The organism is Halovivax cerinus, assembly GCF_024498195.1.
GTDB lineage: Archaea > Halobacteriota > Halobacteria > Halobacteriales > Natrialbaceae > Halovivax > Halovivax cerinus.
In genome coordinates this window covers 1,870,338-1,886,435 of the sequence record NZ_CP101824.1, presented here as the reverse complement: position 1 = coordinate 1,886,435, position 16,098 = coordinate 1,870,338, and the positions used below count along the sequence as shown (strand labels likewise).

General features: G+C 64.7%; 17 protein-coding genes. 4 read left to right on the top strand and 13 right to left on the bottom strand.

Features of this window, described 5'->3' with window-relative positions:
• The first annotated feature begins 28 nt into the window (after positions 1-28).
• Positions 29-1,873 carry a bacterio-opsin activator domain-containing protein gene (locus tag NO366_RS08700; protein ID WP_256533936.1) on the top strand — a complete coding sequence of 615 codons (1,845 nt, stop codon included), beginning with the start codon at positions 29-31 and terminating at the stop codon, positions 1,871-1,873.
• Positions 1,874-1,921: 48 nt separating this feature from the next.
• On the opposite strand, the gene NO366_RS08695 is transcribed toward NO366_RS08700, so the two are convergent.
• From NO366_RS08695 to NO366_RS08685, 3 genes are all read right to left on the bottom strand, one after another.
• Positions 1,922-2,311, bottom strand: coding sequence for a DUF6276 family protein (locus NO366_RS08695; RefSeq protein ID WP_256533935.1), 390 nt, complete (start codon positions 2,309-2,311; stop codon positions 1,922-1,924).
• A gap of 21 nt (positions 2,312-2,332) precedes the next feature.
• Positions 2,333-3,043, bottom strand: coding sequence for a V-type ATP synthase subunit D (locus tag NO366_RS08690; protein WP_256533934.1), 711 nt, complete (start codon positions 3,041-3,043; stop codon positions 2,333-2,335).
• A 96-nt stretch (positions 3,044-3,139) separates the two neighbouring features.
• On the bottom strand, positions 3,140-3,343 hold the full coding sequence (locus NO366_RS08685) for a zinc ribbon domain-containing protein (RefSeq protein ID WP_256533933.1): 204 nt from the start codon (positions 3,341-3,343) through the stop codon (positions 3,140-3,142).
• Positions 3,344-3,401: 58 nt separating this feature from the next.
• On the opposite strand from NO366_RS08685, the gene NO366_RS08680 reads away from it, so the two are divergent.
• On the top strand, positions 3,402-3,623 hold the full coding sequence (locus NO366_RS08680) for a DUF8143 family protein (RefSeq protein ID WP_256533932.1): 222 nt from the start codon (positions 3,402-3,404) through the stop codon (positions 3,621-3,623).
• An 88-nt stretch (positions 3,624-3,711) separates the two neighbouring features.
• Here NO366_RS08680 and NO366_RS08675 read toward each other — a convergent pair whose 3' ends face one another.
• The 8 genes from NO366_RS08675 to ahaH form a co-directional block, all read right to left on the bottom strand.
• A complete protein-coding gene (locus NO366_RS08675; RefSeq protein ID WP_256533931.1) occupies positions 3,712-5,142 on the bottom strand; it encodes an ATP synthase subunit B in 1,431 nt (476 codons plus the stop codon).
• A 1-nt stretch (position 5,143) separates the two neighbouring features.
• The gene (locus NO366_RS08670) at positions 5,144-6,907 is read right to left on the bottom strand and encodes an ATP synthase subunit A (RefSeq protein WP_256533930.1); all 1,764 of its coding nucleotides are present in this window, start codon (positions 6,905-6,907) and stop codon (positions 5,144-5,146) included.
• Positions 6,907-7,233, bottom strand: a complete 327-nt coding sequence (locus tag NO366_RS08665; RefSeq protein ID WP_256533929.1) for a V-type ATP synthase subunit F — start codon at positions 7,231-7,233, stop codon at positions 6,907-6,909. Before NO366_RS08665 ends, NO366_RS08670 begins: the two co-directional genes overlap by 1 nt.
• Positions 7,230-8,282, bottom strand: coding sequence for a V-type ATP synthase subunit C (locus NO366_RS08660; RefSeq protein WP_256533928.1), 1,053 nt, complete (start codon positions 8,280-8,282; stop codon positions 7,230-7,232). The genes NO366_RS08665 and NO366_RS08660 overlap by 4 nt, the downstream gene beginning before the upstream one ends.
• Entirely contained in the window at positions 8,279-8,860 is a 582-nt protein-coding gene (locus tag NO366_RS08655; RefSeq protein ID WP_256533927.1) for a V-type ATP synthase subunit E, read from the bottom strand. Before NO366_RS08655 ends, NO366_RS08660 begins: the two co-directional genes overlap by 4 nt.
• 15 nt (positions 8,861-8,875) lie before the next feature.
• The gene (locus NO366_RS08650) at positions 8,876-9,157 is read right to left on the bottom strand and encodes a hypothetical protein (protein ID WP_256533926.1); all 282 of its coding nucleotides are present in this window, start codon (positions 9,155-9,157) and stop codon (positions 8,876-8,878) included.
• A 187-nt stretch (positions 9,158-9,344) separates the two neighbouring features.
• Complete coding sequence (locus NO366_RS08645) at positions 9,345-11,618, bottom strand: V-type ATP synthase subunit I (protein ID WP_256533925.1); 2,274 nt, start codon at positions 11,616-11,618, stop codon at positions 9,345-9,347.
• Positions 11,605-11,937 carry an ATP synthase archaeal subunit H gene (gene ahaH, locus NO366_RS08640; protein ID WP_256533924.1) on the bottom strand — a complete coding sequence of 111 codons (333 nt, stop codon included), beginning with the start codon at positions 11,935-11,937 and terminating at the stop codon, positions 11,605-11,607. The genes NO366_RS08645 and ahaH overlap by 14 nt, the downstream gene beginning before the upstream one ends.
• A 217-nt stretch (positions 11,938-12,154) precedes the next feature.
• On the opposite strand from ahaH, the gene NO366_RS08635 reads away from it, so the two are divergent.
• Positions 12,155-12,775, top strand: coding sequence for a methyltransferase domain-containing protein (locus NO366_RS08635; RefSeq protein WP_256533923.1), 621 nt, complete (start codon positions 12,155-12,157; stop codon positions 12,773-12,775).
• 92 nt (positions 12,776-12,867) lie between these two features.
• Here the strand turns inward: NO366_RS08635 and NO366_RS08630 are convergent, their stop codons facing one another.
• Together NO366_RS08630 and NO366_RS08625 are read right to left on the bottom strand one after the other, a co-directional pair.
• A complete protein-coding gene (locus NO366_RS08630; protein WP_256533922.1) occupies positions 12,868-13,359 on the bottom strand; it encodes a type IV pilin N-terminal domain-containing protein in 492 nt (163 codons plus the stop codon).
• 89 nt (positions 13,360-13,448) lie between these two features.
• Positions 13,449-14,681, bottom strand: a complete 1,233-nt coding sequence (locus NO366_RS08625) for a DUF7096 domain-containing protein (protein ID WP_256533921.1) — start codon at positions 14,679-14,681, stop codon at positions 13,449-13,451.
• 232 nt (positions 14,682-14,913) lie between these two features.
• On the opposite strand from NO366_RS08625, the gene NO366_RS08620 reads away from it, so the two are divergent.
• Positions 14,914-16,086: a helix-turn-helix transcriptional regulator gene (locus tag NO366_RS08620; RefSeq protein WP_256533920.1), complete on the top strand. Its 1,173-nt coding sequence runs from the start codon at positions 14,914-14,916 to the stop codon at positions 16,084-16,086.
• Positions 16,087-16,098: the final 12 nt, after the last annotated feature.

Here is a 16,098-nt window from a genome sequence, read left to right as displayed (position 1 = left end):
TAAACCGATGACCGTACTGGATAGCCATATGTCGTCACCGGTCGACGAGAACGGCGTCGACGCCGAGTTGTGTGCGATGTTTTCGACGGTCGGGACCGGTGAGCCGGTAACGACGACCGAGATCGCAGCGCGACTGGATCGGGACCCACAGGTCGTCGCCGATCGGCTGGAATCACTCGCGACCGACAGTCGCGTCGAGTCGAAGCCGCTGGACGGTTCCGACCGCATCTGGTGGCGCTCGTCGATCGAATCCGAAAGCGACGACCGGGAGTCGTTCGAAGCCTCCGGGTCGCTCGCCCGACGCGTCGTCGAGGTGATCGGTGAACCGGTCCTGGAGATCGACGCGGCCGGAACGGTCGTGGCCGTCAACAAGGCGTTCGCCACACTCGTCGGGTACGGTAGAGAGAGCGTACACGGTCGTCCGCTCTCGACGATCGGCCCCGACGACGTCGTGGATCGAATCGACGAACGGCTCCAGTCGGCCGACGACGAGACGACGAGCATCGACCTCTGCCTCGAGTTCGAACTGGAGACGGCCGACGGCTCTGCAGTTCCGGTATCGGCGTCGTTCGGGGCCTGGCGGGGCGATGACGGGAACCTGCTGGGTGCGGTCGGTGTCGTGCGAGACGAACGCGACCGCCACGAACGCGAGGCGACGCTCGCGCGACAGCAGGAACGACTGGCCGTCCTGAACGGCCTGAACGACGTGGTGCGCGACGTGACGGCCGCCGCCCTCGAGGGATCGACCCGCGACGAGATCGAGCGTGCGGTCTGTGATCGGCTGGTCGCATCCGACGCGTACGTCGCCACGTGGGTCGCCGAGGTCGACCCGATCATAGAGGAGCTGACGCCGCGAGTCGAGCGTGGGTTCGACGGGTACGTCGATTCGGTCACGATCTCCACCGACCCCGACTCACCACACGGGCAGGGACCGGCCGGCCGCGCCGCCCGGACGATGGAACCCCAGGCGTGTCGCGACGTCTGTTCGCATCCGGCGTTCGAACCCTGGCTCGACGAACTCGACGCACACGACATCACGTCGTGCATGGCGATCCCGATCGTCCACGGGTCGACGCTGTACGGCCTTCTCGGCGTCTACTCGAGCCGAACTGACGCGTTCGGCGACGACGAACGAGCGGTCGTCGGGCAACTCGGCGAAACGGTCGGCCACGCCATCTCCGCCGCAGAACGCAAACGGGCGATGACGAGCGACGAGGTCATCGAAATCGGCCTGCAGTGTCGCGGGTTCTTCGCGAGTCTCGGACTCGAGACCTCGTTCACCGGGACGGCCACGTTCCGCCAGACGATTCCCATCGGTGACGGGTCGTACGTCCTCTACGGGAACGCCAGAGACGGTGGCCTCTCCGCCATCGAGATTCTCGTCGACGCCGAGGAGACGCCTCACTACGAGTCCTACGAAGTCATCTCCCGCGACGGCGAAGAGACGACCTTCAAAGCCCACCTCTCGGACGCGCCGATTCCCTCCGTCGTCAGCGCAAACGGCGGCTACGTCGACGACGTGCAACTCGTCGACGGCGACATGTTCACCCGCGTACACCTGCCACCGGGTGCCGACATCAATCGTCTGGTCGAGGATATACAGGCGTGCTATCCCGACTTCGAACCGGTCACCAGACGCCAGAAGTCGATCCAGCGTCGGACCGGTGAGCACTACTCGTCCATCCTCGATTCCATCCTCACGGAACGACAACTCGCCGCGATCGAAGCCGGCTATCACGCCGGGTTCTTCGAGTGGCCGCGTCACAGTTCCGGCGAAGACGTCGCCGAAACGCTCGACATCAGTCCCGCGACCTTCCACCAGCACATCCGAACGGCCGAACGAAAGATTCTGGACGAATTGTTAGATGAGTGAGTGGCTGATACGCCACACACCGTTCGGGTACTCCGTCTCGGACCGACGTCAATACAGCAAACTCTCGAGTTTCGCGTGGCGGCGCTCGAGATCGATGTCCGAATCGACCGAGTCGTCCGTCTGCAAGCGATCGACGACGAGCAGCGGATCCACTCCGGCCCGTTCGGCCGCCTCGAGCGTCGTTTCGATCTCGGCCCGGTTGTGTGCGAGCGAGTCGAGCAGACCGATCGTGAGCGCCATCGCGACACCGCCGCGGCCGTCGGGGAACGCGTCGCTCACCCGCGAGAAGTCGGGGTCGTCTGTCGGCGGATCGGAAACAGGTTCGACGGAGAGGCAGGTCGGGCACAGCGACGCGGCTGGCGCGCTATCGGGGCCACACGCGCGTAGCGAGTCGGGGACGGCGAAGACGATCGGCCCCACGTCGCACGAACAGACCATAGTAGAATGGGCACTTCGAAGTCAGTCGCTTCCGGCCGCCGTCTCCTGGACGTCCGCGGCGACGAAGGGGTCGGCCCCCTCGCCGTCGATCGCGTCTTCGTCTTCCTCCGCTTCCTTCTTGTCCTTGATCTTCTTCATGCGGAAGATTTCCTCGCGCTCTTGCTCTTCGAGTTTCTGCTCGATGTACTCCTTGCTCTCGTAGAGGTCGGGCAGGAGTTTGAACTCGAGTGCGTTGACGCGGCGCTTCGTGGTCTCGATCTCCTCTAGCATCTTCTTCATCGCCGTCTCGACTTCGGCCGCGAGGATGATACTCTCGAGCAGGTCTTCGTAGGCTTCTGCCGCCTCGTCGATGCGCGCGGAGGTGCCCATGAGGCCGTACCCGCGCTGGTCCAGGCTCTTCGAGACGCGCGAGGACTCGATCTGCGGGACGACGACGCCCATGATGTTCTTCGACTCGGTCGTGATCTCGGGGTGTTCCTGCAGCGCCGCGGCCGCCCCGCGAACGGCGACGTCGCCCTCCATCGCGCGAGCCATGTTGATGGTCCGCTGGGCCGCTTCGTAGTCGTCGGCGAGGTTGCCGCGGACGTCCTGGGCGCGGTCCAGGATGTCCATGAACTCCATGATGAGCCCGTCGCGCTTCTTCTCTAACGTGCCGTGGCCCCGCTCGGAGAGGTCGATGCGATCCTCGATCGCCATCAACTCCTTGCGGGTCGGCTTGACGTCGGTGGCCATCTTGGTCGCATCTTTCGCTCCCAGGCGGTTAACTGTTTTCAGATGCGCCGGGCAGACCCGGGCCAGCGGTCACCAGACGACTCCGGTCGCTCGAACTTACCCAAGAAACAGGTCGATCATGTTCCCCGAGGACTGACTGCGGTACAGTTCCGAATACCCACAGTTGGTACAGCTGATGACCTGGAAACTCCGGTTCTGGATGTCGAACATCTTCGAGAGCCCGGTGCCGGACGTGGCGATCTCGTCGGTCTCCGTCTTCGTGTGGCCGCACTTCGGACAGCCGCGTTCGCCGTCGTGCATAGTCGGGAGTGATTGCCGAGGAACAAAGTATTTGTTGATTCGACTGACACGTATTCGTATGGCAGCCGGCGCGCTGATCACGCTCGTACTCGTGGGCTCGGTAGTCGGGTTCGTCCTGCTGTGGCTCCTGATCGAGGGGGAGACGTCGAACCCGCCCGTTCTGGATCGTGAGGAAGCCGAACGGCGCGCGATCGAGCGTGGTGGACGCGGCGTGGACCGAGAATCGACCGGCGAGCGCTCTGGCGACGACCACGACGACGAATCCGTCGGCTGGAACTGAAAAGGGGACGAGAAACACGAACCCTGACACCACAGCACTGGCGCTATCGGACGTGGAAAGATCGCGAGTAAGCGCGTGGGGCCGCCGATCAGTCCGCCGTCGCTTCGACCGACTCGCCCTCGTCGCCGACGTAGTACTCCTCGATGGCCTCCTCGTCGACGCGGTTGAGTTCTTCGGGTGGAAGCATGGAGAGCAGATCCCACGCGACGCCCAGGGTCTCCTCGATCGACCGGTTGGTGTCGAAGCCCTGCTGGACGAACTCCGTCTCGAAGCGATCCGCGAAGTCGAGGAACTGGTTGTCTCGGTCCGACAGCGCCTCGCGACCGACGATGTTGACGAGGTCGCGCAGGTCCTCACCCTCGGCGTACGCCGCGTAGAGCTGGTCGGAGACGTCGCCGTGGTCGCCGCGGGTCAGGCCCTCGCCGATTCCGTCGTCCATCAGGCGCGACAGGCTCGGCAGGACGTTGATCGGCGGCTCGATCCCCTGCGAGTTGAGCGACCGGTCGACGATGATCTGGCCCTCCGTGATGTACCCCGTCAGGTCCGGGATCGGGTGGGTGATGTCGTCGGATGGCATCGTCAGGATCGGGATCTGCGTGACCGAGCCCTCCTGACCCTCGATCCGACCCGCGCGCTCGTAGAGCTGAGCCAGGTCGGTGTACATGTATCCGGGGTACCCGCGTCGACCCGGGACCTCCTCGCGTGCGGCGCCGATCTCGCGCAGCGCCTCGCAGTAGTTGGTCATGTCGGTGAGGATGACCAGGACGTGGTAGTCCTTCTCGAACGCGAGGTACTCGGCGGTCGTCAGCGCCAGTCGCGGCGTGACCGTCCGCTCGACGGCCGGGTCGTCCGCGAGGTTCATGAAGACGACCGAGCGCTCCAGCGCACCGGTGCGCTCGAAGTCCTCCATGAACTCGTTCGCTTCTTCCTGCGTGATCCCCATCGCACCGAAGATCACCGCGAACTCGGAGCCCTCGTCGTCTCCATCCGCACCGTCACCCTCAGCTTCCTCAGGCACGGACGCCTGACGGGCGATCTGCAGCGCCAGGTCGTTGTGTGGCAGGCCCGATCCCGAGAAGATCGGGAGCTTTTGGCCGCGAACGAGCGTGTTCATGCCGTCGATGGCCGAGACGCCAGTCTGGATGAACTCCTCGGGGTACTCCCGGGAGAACGGATTGATCGCCTCGCCGACGATGTCCTGACGCTCGTCCGGAACGATCTCCGGACCGCCGTCGATCGGGTTCCCGGAACCGTCCAGCACCCGCCCGAGGAGGTCCTCGGTGACGGGCATCTTCATGGTCTCGCCGAGGAAGCGGACCGACGCGTTGCGGTCGATCCCTTCGGTCCCTTCGAAGACCTGGATCGCGACGAGCCCCTCGCTCGACTCCAGGACCTGCCCGCGCAGCGTCGCGCCGGCCGGCGTCTCGATCTCGACCATCTCGTCGTAGCCGACCGGTTCGTCGACTTCGGCGAACACGAGCGGGCCGCTGACCTCGGTGATGGTTTGATACTCTTTCATATCAGTACAACCCCCGTAGCTGCTCGGCGAGATCAGATTCGATCTCGTCGATGAACTCGTCGTACTCCTCGGCAGTGCCCATCCGGTTCAGCCTCGGGGCGGCGTCGACGTCCTGGATCTCGTCGACCGGGACGCCGGCGTCTAACGCCTCGAAGGCCTCGTCGTTGAACGTCTTGATGGCCTCGAGCATCCGGTAGGTCTTGTCCGGTTCGCAGTAGGTATCGACGTCGTGTAAGGCGTTCTGCTGCAGCCAGGCCTCGCGGAGGTAGCGAGCGACTTCGAGGGTCAGCTGCTGGTCCTCCGGCAGGGCGTCCTTGCCGACGAGCTGGACGATCTCCTGCAGTTCGGCCTCCTCGTCGAGGACGTCGACCGCCCACTGGCGGGTCTCCGGCCAGTCGCCGGCGACGTTGTCGCTGAACCAGGGGTCGAGCTGCCCACGGTAGAGCGAGTAGGACTCGTCCCAGTTGATCGCCGGGAAGTGTCGGCGCTCGGCCAGGTCCGCGTCCAGCGCCCAGAACGTCTTGACGATGCGCAGCGTGTTCTGGGTGACCGGCTCCGAGAAGTCCCCACCCGGCGGCGACACGGCGCCGACGACCGAGATGGATCCCTCGCCGCCGTTCTGGAGTTCGAAGCGCCCGGCGCGCTCGTAGAACTCCGCCAGTCGCGCGGCGAGGTAGGCCGGGTAGCCCTCCTCGCCGGGCATCTCCTCCAGTCGCGAGGAGATCTCGCGCATGGCCTCGGCCCACCGCGAGGTGGAGTCGGCCATCAGCGCGACGTCGTAGCCCATGTCGCGGTAGTACTCCGCGATCGTGATACCCGTGTAGATACAGGACTCACGCGCCGCGACGGGCATGTTCGACGTGTTTGCGATGAGACACGTCCGGGCCATCAGCGGGTTCCCGGTCTGGGGGTCGGGCAGTTCCGGGAAGTCCTCGATGACCTCGGTCATCTCGTTGCCCCGCTCGCCGCAGCCGATGTAGACGACGATGTCCGCGTCGGACCACTTGGCCAGCTGCTGCTGGGTGACGGTCTTTCCGGAACCGAACGGTCCCGGAATCGCGGCCGTCCCGCCCTTCGCGAGCGGGAACAGCCCGTCTTGAATCCGTTGGCCGGTGACGAGCGGGTCCGTCGGCGTTCGTTTCTCGGCGGCCGGTCGGGCGGTCCGAACGGGCCACTCCTGGTGCATCGAAATCTCCTCGCCGGTGTCGAGTTCGACGACCGTCTCCTCGACGGTGAACTCGCCGGATTCGACGGCGACGACCTCGCCACCCTCCGAATCGGGCGGCACCATCACCTTGTGGTCGATGGTGACGGTTTCTGAGACGATGCCGACGACGTCGCCGGGTTCGACGACGTCACCTTCGGCGACCTCGGGTTCGAACTCCCAGGTCTCTTCCAGGTCGATACCCGGTGCGTCGACACCGCGGTCGAGGAACGCCGATCCCATCTTCTCCTCTAAGGCGTCGAGCGGGCGCTGGACGCCGTCGTAGATGGAGTCGAGCATTCCCGGTCCGAGGTCGACGGAGAGCGGTTCACCCGTGTTCTCGACGGGTTCGCCGGGGCCGACCCCCGAGGTCTCCTCGTAGACCTGGATCGTGGTCTCGTTTCCTTCGATCTCGATGACCTCGCCCATCAGCCCTTCGTCGCCCACGTAGACGACGTCGTTCATCCGGGCGTCGAGGTCCGTGGCGGTCACGACGGGACCGCTCACGCTGTCGATGACGCCGTCCTCCCGGACGGCCTCCGTGTCTGTTGCCTGACTCATTAGTCTTCTTCCTCCATCAGGTCGATCCCGATCGCGCGTTTGATCTGCTCGCGCAGTCCGCTGCCGCCGGTGCCGCTGCCGATCGTGACGACGACGGGTTCGACGCTCGTCTCGACACGCTGGCGGACGGTCCGCGAGAGGTGCGCGACGTCGTCGTCGTGCATGACGACGATGCCGACGCCCTCGTCGTCGAGGACGGTCTCGACCGCGTCGTCGAGCTCGTCGTCTTTGTCGTCGTCCGGCACGTTCTCGAAGCGTCTGACGCCGGCCAGTCGGAATCCGGTCGTGAACTCCGCACTGCCGACGACGGCGATCTCCTGGCTCATAGGACCACCAGTTCGTTCTCGATCTCGTCCTCCGAGAGGCCGACTTCGCGACCGCGTGCGATGGCGCGGATGTTCTCGACCTCACGTTCCTTCGCGAGGATGTAGGATAGCACCGCCGAGACCGATACGGGGTAGATGCTCGAGAGTCGGTCGGAGTACTCGAGCAGCGCCGCGTCGAGGGCGTGTTCGAACTGGATGAGGCTATCTGCCTCGCGCAGTCGATCGAGCGCCGTCGACAGCCGATCGCCGTAGGTCGGATCCTCGGTGATGTGGGTCACGAGCGCCTCGCGATCGTTGACCAGTCGACGCAGTTCCGATTCCGTAAAGAGGGCGCCGCCCTCGATGTAGAACTCCGCGGGGTCGAGGTCGGCACCGCTTCTGGCCAGCCGGAGTGCGTTCCGGGCGTTCCGGAAGTCGATCTCGGCCTGCAGGAACTCGACGTACATCGCCTCGGGGCCCTCCTGCGGTCGGCCGAGGTCACCCAGGAGGCGCTCGTAGAACGTCCGGTCGAGCGCGTTCTCGAGCGGGACGAGCGCGCCAGTGTTGTCGTACTCTTCGTAGGCCAAACTGAGCGCGTCGTAAAAGATGGTCCGATTGAGTAACTCGATCGCATCCTCGATGTCGTCGACCTCGACCAGCCGGTCGAGGAGCGCGTCGTCGAGTTCACCTGCACGGATGAGGTCAGTTCCGATCTCCTCGGCGGGCGTGTCGGTGTAGATGCCCCGAAGGATCGTCTTGACGTTCCAGACGTCGAACTTGCGCAGGTAGCGGGCGATCAGGTCGTACAGTCGGCCCTCCGACCAGTCCAGCAGGTCGTCGAAGTGCTTCGCGAGGTTGCGATTGAGGGCGTACTCGATCAGGTCGACGCCCGAGAATCGCGCGCCGAGTTCGTTGATCTCGTCTTCGTACTCGCGCTCTTCCATGAATCGCGCGATGCCGCTTGGCCCCATCCGGATCAGCTTCCGGTAGTCCTCGTCTGCGAACAGCGTCGCTCGGCGCGTCCGGACGCGAGCGTTGACGAACTCCGGATTCGAGGCACCTGCACTCATTGGTCGAACAGTCTCCCGCTGATCTCGCGGAGGTTGTCCTCCCAGACGTCCTCGAGGATCGAGTCGAACGTGTTGTTGACTCTGACCCGCGAGCCCTCGCTTTCGACGACGACGCCGCCGAGACAGTCGCGCTCGCCGGCCACCTCGTAGCCGTCGTAGTCGTCGACGATCGATTCCAGGAGGTCGCGATCCTCGGCGCGGCCGTAGACGCGGACGTCGTCACCGTCCTCGAACTCGTCGCTTGCAGCCGAAAGCAGCGTTCGCGTCAGTTCCTCGCGAGTGTCGCCCTCGAGGGAGGCCAGTTCCTCCTCGACGGCCTCGCGAACGTCGCCCAGTACGTCGCGGCGGGCCTCGAGGCGCTCCTGCTTGGCCTCGAGTTCCGCGCTGGAGAGTCGCTGCTCACGCAGCTGTTCGATCTCGCGGTCGGCCTCTCGCTCGGCCTCCGCGCGGATCTCCGCGGCGTCGTCCTCGGCGTCGGCGACGATCTCCTCGGCGCGGGTTTCGCCCTCCTCGCGGATGTTCTCCGCACGCGCGTGGGCTTCCTCTCGAATGTCCTCTACGACAGTATCCAAACTCATTGTGAGGGGTGGTCGCTAGGAGACCAGGAAGATGACGACGATGGCGAAGATGACGAGCGTCTCCGGCAGCACTGTCATGACGATACCCGGAACGAACATGTCCCGGTCCTCGGCGATAGCGCCGACAGCCGCCGCACCGATACCGCGCTCTGCGTAGCCGGAACCGAGCGCGGCGAGGCCGACCGCGATCGCCGCCGCGGCGCCAGCCATGTACGAGGCGACTTCGACGTCCTGGTCGTTGGTCGGTGCAGCGGTCGACAGTACCGTATCGAACAGCTCGGGTAGGTTTTCGATCATTGTTGGATGAAGTCCGCACGTTCAGTTGGCTGTGAACAGTCGTACGTGGCTCTGGACACCCCATAAATCCCTCGAAAGAAATCGACACCGCTAAAAGCTGGGTAGCCCGATTTCGGAAGAATTTGTACTCTATCGGAACCGCCAGCGGAACGCTCCGTCGGTCCGAGACAGACGATGTTCGACAGCGTCAGTCTGCTGTCGGCGCGCCGTCTCGACCGAACGGCTCGTACTCCTCGCCACCACCCTCGTAGAACTTCTGGAAGAACTCGACGTACTCGAGGCGGAGCATCTGGATACCCGCCGCGGTGATGCCGAGCACCAGAACCAGGACGTGACCGAGGACGAATACGAGCACGCCGCCGACGATGGCGATTGCCGAGACGAGCGGGCCATCACCGAGGTGCATCAGTCCGGGGAACACCTGCTCGTAACCGCCGTGTGTGACGTCGTACGTGGGATAGTTGAATACCGTCGAACCGTCGTGTTCGTACGCGCCCCACACCAGCAGGTTGACGGCAAAGGCCATCCCCGCTTTCGCGAGCAGGACAGCCGTCAGTCGAAGGTACGACAGCACGTGGCCGAACATGTACGCCGGAGACTCGGCGAGCCCGGCGATCCCTTCACCGATGCCGACCATGACGAGACCGACGACCATCACGACGAGTCCGGCGATTCCGACGATTTCGGGGAAGCCGGTGAATCCCAGTTCGAACGCCTCCATGCTGTAGAATGGACTCCCATCGCCGAAGAGCAGGTCCGGTTTGCCCCCGGCGAGATGCGTGCTGAAGATCCAGACGAACAGGCCGTTCATCGCGAGGATCCACGAGAGCTTCTCGTAGACGGCTGCCTTCAAGCCGTGGTCCAGCTCGTTGACGAAGCCCATAACGAGCCCCAGATTGAGGTGGACCAGCCCGAAGACGATCGCCAGCAGGATCCAGAAGTTGGCCCACTCGGTGATCAACAGGCCCTTCGCGAGGACGCCTTCGAGGGGCAGATACGTGAACGCTTCGCTTAAGTTGTACAGGTGCGTCCCGAACGCTTCACCGTACAGATAGCCGAAGATGAGGGTGAACGCGCCGGCCCAGATGCCGATCGTTCCGAGCGCCTTCCCGGCATCTGAGTCGAACGCTTTCCAGACGCCGTATCCCATCGCCATGTAGAGCAGACCGTAGCCCATGTCGCCGATCATGAATCCGAACGCGAACGGGTAGGTGAGGAAGACGAGGAATGTCGGGTCCAGCTCGCTGTACCTCGGCTGGCCGACCATCTGAACCAGCATCTCGAACGGTCGCGCCGGAGATACGTTGTCGAGGACGACCGGCGGGTTCTCGTCCATCGTCACCGCACCACTCGAGCCAGCGGCCGCGCCGGTCGTGCCGCCATCTGTCGCCTTCGCGCGTTCGGGCTCGTCCTCGGCGGCCGACTCCGGCGACTGGGGGTCGCGGTCGCCGGCCTTCGAACGGTCCGTCTCGTCGGGTTCGCCGACCTCGTGGTCGTCGTGGCCGTGATCGCTGAACTCGGCGACCTCCAGTTGCTCGATCTCGACGCGGTCGCCGACGGCGTCGCGAAGATCGGATTCGAACGCGTCGTAGCGCTCGGCCGGGATCCAGCCCTCGGCGACGAACGCGCGTTCGGTCGTCGCGAAGCGAAGTGGCGCCTCGGCCTGCTCGACGTCGGTCGTCAGCTCGGTCTCGATCCGACGGAGGAACGGACCCGTCTCGGCGGCGATCTCGGCCAGTTCGTCGTCGATCTTCGCCTGTTCGAATTCGAGATCGGCCTTCTCTGACTCCAGTTCCTCGAGGTAGGCCGACGGCGTCTCGGCGACCTCGGGAACCTCGTACGACGAGAACTCCACGCTGACGAGTGCGTCCGCGATCAGGCCCTCGGTATCGGCGGCCCGGGGACGCCCGTCGGAGGCGGGGGCCGCGGCGATGGCGACGACGTCGCCGCCGACGAACGTCTCGTAGGCGGCGATCGCGTCGTCCGCGTCGAGTGCCGTTTCGATTTCGCCGACGTCGCCCTCGCCGACGACGAGGTCGATGCTCTCGTAGCCCGAGAGGAGTTCGAGGTCGATCCCGAGGTCCGCGAACGGTTCGAGGCGGTCGATCCGCTCGTCAACCTGCCGGAGTCGGTCGCGCGTCTCGCCGCGCTCGTCGTCCAGGTCGTTGACGCGGACGCGGAGCGCTTCGAGGCGATCCTCCCAGTCGTCGGGCAGGGTCGCCTGCGGATCGACCTCGTCCGGATCGACGTCGAGCGTACTCTCTAGCGCCCGGACGGTGACGAGTTTCTCCGAGGTCGCGTCGGCGCCCTCGATCGGGTCGCCGTTCTCGAAGCCCGACCAGGAGCCGTCGTAATCGGAGAGGTGGACGAGTCCCAGGTCGTGGACGGTCTCGATGACGGCGGGCATGACCGCCCGCGACCCCGTCACCGACACCTTCGCCATCTGTTCAGGCCTGAACATCGACGTCCTCCTTGAACAGGGTCACGACGTAGTCCGTCACCTCGTCGACCTGTCCGCGCGCGCTCTCGGCGAGGTCCTCTCGTTCGGCCTCGCCCTCGCGGAGGATGCGCTCGCACTCGGCGTCGATCTCGTCTCTGGCCTCCTCGAGACGCGCCTCTTTGGTTTCACGAGCCTCGGTCTCGGCCTCGGAGCGGATCTCCTCGGCGCGCTCCCTGGCCTCGGCGATGCGTTCGTCACGATCGTCTTCCGCCTCGGAGACGATCTCGTCGGCTGCTGTCTCCGCCGACTGTATCCGGTCGAGAACCTCTGGCCTCGGCATGGTCGAATCGTCCGAATCTTGGCCGGGCGCCGTATAAGGTAGTTGCGAAAGCTCGTCGGCGTCGATCCCTGTATCCGTCGTGCTCGTGACAGCTCGGCCGGCCCGACGTCGCGGTCGATTTCACCGTCCGGTCCGGTTCGATCATCGGCGTCGATCGGATTCCAGCCACCGGCACCGATCAGCAGACATTATGTGTGCGCCCTGCCACCCCCACGTCATGGGAATACTCGAGAACAAGACGCGCGCCCGTCTCTTCTACAAGTACCTCTCCCGGGTCTACGACCGGGTGAATCCGTTCATCTGGAACGAAGAGATGCGCACAGAGGCACTCTCGCTCCTCGACTTCGACGGCGAGCCGACGGTCCTCGACGTCGGCTGCGGGACCGGGTTCGGTACCGAGGGACTCCTCGAACACGTCGACCACGTCTACGCCCTCGACCAGAGTCCACACCAGCTCGAGAAGGCCTACGAGAAGTTCGGAAAACGAGGGCCCGTCTCGTTCCATCTCGGCGACGCCGAACGCCTCCCGTTCGAGACGAACGCGTTCGACGTCGTCTGGTCGTCGGGTTCGATCGAGTACTGGCCCCAGCCCGTCCGGACGCTCAGGGAGTTCCGCCGCGTCCTCGTCCCCGGCGGTCAGGTGCTCGTCGTCGGTCCCAACTACCCATCGAACACGCTCACCCAGAGACTCGCCGACGCGATCATGCTCTTCTACGACGAAGACGACGCCGACCGCATGTTCACACAGGCGGGATTCGAGGACGTCGAGCACGCCCTGATGGGACCGACGTACGATCCGGACGTCGCCATCACGACGGTGGGTCGCGCCCCGGAGTAGCTACCGACGCCAGCCGGGTATCGACACCCGACTCCGCGTTCTCGGCCGCGTACTCCACCCGAAACCGTGTTTTTCGCCCGAACGTACGATCGTTAGTCCGCAGTAGTACTGGCACGTGCGATCGGGTCCCCGTCCACGACGATCGTGACGACCACCTCGTCACCGGGGCCGATCGTCGGCGCGTTCGTCGCCGCGATCGCGAACCCAGCCCGCTCGCCGACCTCCCAGCGTGGATCCGCTCGCTCGTTGAACGGACCCGTTGGCCCACCCCGAAATCCGTCCGCCTGGAAGAACGGGACAGGGGGTTGTGTCGCGAGCGGTTCGCCGTCGATCGAAACCTCGACGTCGACCTCTGACACGGAGATGGGCTCCCCGTACCGATGGGTCAGGACGATCCGATTCGTCTCGCTCTCCGCAGAGACCGACACAACGATGGATGACGGCTCGCCACCGACATCGAACGAACCCACGCCAATCGCAACGACGGCACCGAGCAAGACAGTCACCGATAGCAGCGCGAGGAGACCCACGATCGGCGCAACCGACCGGTCCGACTGACAGTCGACACAACATGCCGGAGGCATACGGCCCGTCGCCGCGTCTCCCTACATGAACCGTCGGACGGGCCGTCCCAACGCTGATAGCGATCCAACGGCGAACCCGGTCGAAGGGCCTAGCTATCAGGATCGATGGCTATCGTCTCCGCTTCGGCCTGGACGGTAAACTCCTGGCCCGACATCGGCCTGACGACCCACGTCGACCCGTCCTCACCCGTTTCGGCGATCGGCTGGTCGTCGGCCAGGATCGTGGCGTTGACCGGGTGGCCGGTCGAATTGGTCACGTTGAAGTGGAGGGGCCCACCCGACGGGGTAGCGTTTACCGAGACGACCGCCGATTCGCCGGACCAGGTACCAATGGGTTCGCTCGGCACCTCGTCCAGTCGGAGCTCTTGCACCTCGCGAAAGATGTCGGTCGTCCGGCTGTCCATATAGACGCTGAGGCGGCCCTGAACGTGGTGGATTTCGAATGAATACAAATGTTGCGAGAGGAACTGATCGTAGGAGTTCGAAGTATCCACTTCGTCGCTCCGAGCCCATGGGTACAGAACATTGAGCCGGTTGGTTCCTCCGGATATATCCGTGATTTGATCCGGGCCGGACGAAGCACGGTTGTCAAACCGGTGCGATCCCCGAGCGTAGGACTGACCCGACACCGTGGAGACGACGGCGCCTGACTCTGCCACCTCAACGAGGATGATAGTGGACGCGTCGGACGATCCAGCTGCTGAAAGCGTGTTATACGCGGAACTCCTAACGGGCCCTCCATGTGTTTCGATAGTGCCTCTCACAGGCCGGATGATGGTTTTGAGATCGGGGACAGACGCGGCGGTTTGGGAGAGGCGATCAAGATTCTCCAGTATAATTTCGGCTTCGTGATCACTCCGGGCGAATGTGCGGACGACTCGGTCGGGGGTGGCGTCTCCGTCTGCCATCGCACGCACGACGGCCCGATCGCGTTCGGTGAGTTCGTCCGAGCGCTGCAAGAGACGGTCGGTGTAGGCGGTGACGCGTTTCGTCCGTTCCTCCTGGGAGAGGCTGTCCCACTCGTACTCGAGGCCGTGGAACCGCCACTCCTGGTCGAGTTCGTCGTTCGAGGCGGCGAGTGTCGTCCCGAGATCCGGACCCATCGTGGTATAGGCGTTCACGGAGGATCCGGTGAGCCGCTGCCGGCTCGTCGTATCGGCGGGATCGGCCTGAAACGCGACCTGGCTCTGGTCATCGACCGACGCCGGTCTGTCGTCCTCGTCGATCGCTGCGCCCGGTGTGCCCATCTCGGCGACGACCGCCACGGACAGGAGTGAGGAGACGAGGAGGGCGACGATCACGATGGGTAGCGCGGACCTCATCGATTCCGTCGTTTCGGGTCCAGGTACAAAAACCAGTCGTCCTTTCGTTCGGCCGGGTGACCACCGAACGCGATTGCCGTCCTCCAGTACGATCACGACCGTCGCGACCCGCGTCGGACCGATGGATCGGGCCTGGAAGCGTTCTGCGGTTCAGCGAGGAGTTCACGCCGGATGCGTGAACATGATCGTATGGAAAGGGTTTTTTGACCCCGGCTCGCACCGAAACACATCAATGCGGGTCCGATCCGCCCTCCTGGTCTCCCTCGTCGTTGCCCTCCTGCTCTCCGTGGGCCCCACGACAGCGGTTGCGCTCGACGACCACGACCAACGAGACGACCAACGACAGGATATCGTGATCGAACTCCAGGACGATGGGGACGCCATCTGGACGGTCGAGTATCACCGCGTCCTCGCGAACGAGTCCGAGCGCGAACAGTTCCAGACCTTCGCCGACGAAGTCCGATCCGGCGAGCGCGACGTCAGGACGGATCGCTCCACGTTCGCACAGTTCCTCCCGTACGCGGAGGAGCGAACCGGACGCGAGATGGCGATCCAGGACGCCAGCTGGGACCGCCCCACCGTGCGGCCGGTGTCCGACGTGGCCGGGTACAACGCCACGGCCTACTCGAACGAGACGCAGGTCGGTACCCTCAGATTCAGCTTCACGTGGACGAACTTCGCGGAGGTAGACGGCAGTCACCTCCGACTGCAGGATACGTTCCTGACCGCGTCCGGTGACCCCTGGTACTCGGAGGTCGGATCGAATCAGCGACTGGTCCTTCAGGCGCCGGAGAATCACGACTTCGTCAGAACACCACACGGGATCGACAACAACCGGATCGTCTGGGAGGGGCCGACACTCCTCGGCCCCGACGATTACGACATCGTCCTCGTCTCTCGTGCCGGCGTCCTGGGATTCCTCCGTGGGTCGTGGCCCTTGCTCCTGGGCGGCCTCTCGCTCGTCGCCGTCGCGGGCGGCCTCATCTGGTACGTTCGGACCAGGGACGACGAGTGGGACGACGACGCGCCCCTGCCGGACTGGTGGCCGGCGAGCGAAGCCTTCCCGGACCGGATCCAGCGGCTCCTCGACGGATCGTCGAACGGTGACGCTGGCGGGCCGTCGACGCCGCCCGCAGACGACCCCGTCGAACAGACGACGACCGAAGCGGAGACGAGCGACGTCGATCCGGAGCTCTTGAGCGACGAAGAGCGCGTCGTCCACATGCTCACCGAAAACGGCGGCCGTATGAAACAGGCCGCGATCGTGGACGAGACCGGCTGGTCCAACGCGAAGGTCTCGCAACTGCTCTCGCAGATGGACGACGACGACGAGATAGAGAAACTCCGGATCGGCCGCGAGAACCTCATCACGCTCCCGGACGTCGATCCCACGCAGATCGAGTGACACTGATCGAAG